General features: G+C 66.2%; 1 protein-coding gene. It reads left to right on the top strand.

Features of this window, described 5'->3' with window-relative positions:
* Positions 1-213, top strand: a 213-nt coding sequence (locus OC610_RS29470; protein WP_264433422.1) for a hypothetical protein, incomplete at both ends; no start/stop codon positions are given.

A 213-nucleotide genomic window follows, 5' to 3' on the forward strand; every position in this document is an offset into this window, starting at 1 on the left:
CTCAACACCCTGGCCTATCAAGGCCAGGCCGGCAGCCGTGCGCCGGCGTTGGGCGACTCGCTGATGAAGTCCGCGCACAAACTGATCGGGCCGGACCAGGCGTCGGTGATCGATCAATTGGCCGATCTGCCGGGCGGACCGCTGGACGCCACCTTCGGACCGTTGTTGACGCTGTTGGGCAAGGGCGCCGAAGACCGAAACGCCAGCGACCAT

The sequence above is a fragment of the Pseudomonas agronomica genome, from assembly GCF_025917275.1.
GTDB classification, from domain to species: domain Bacteria; phylum Pseudomonadota; class Gammaproteobacteria; order Pseudomonadales; family Pseudomonadaceae; genus Aquipseudomonas; species Aquipseudomonas agronomica.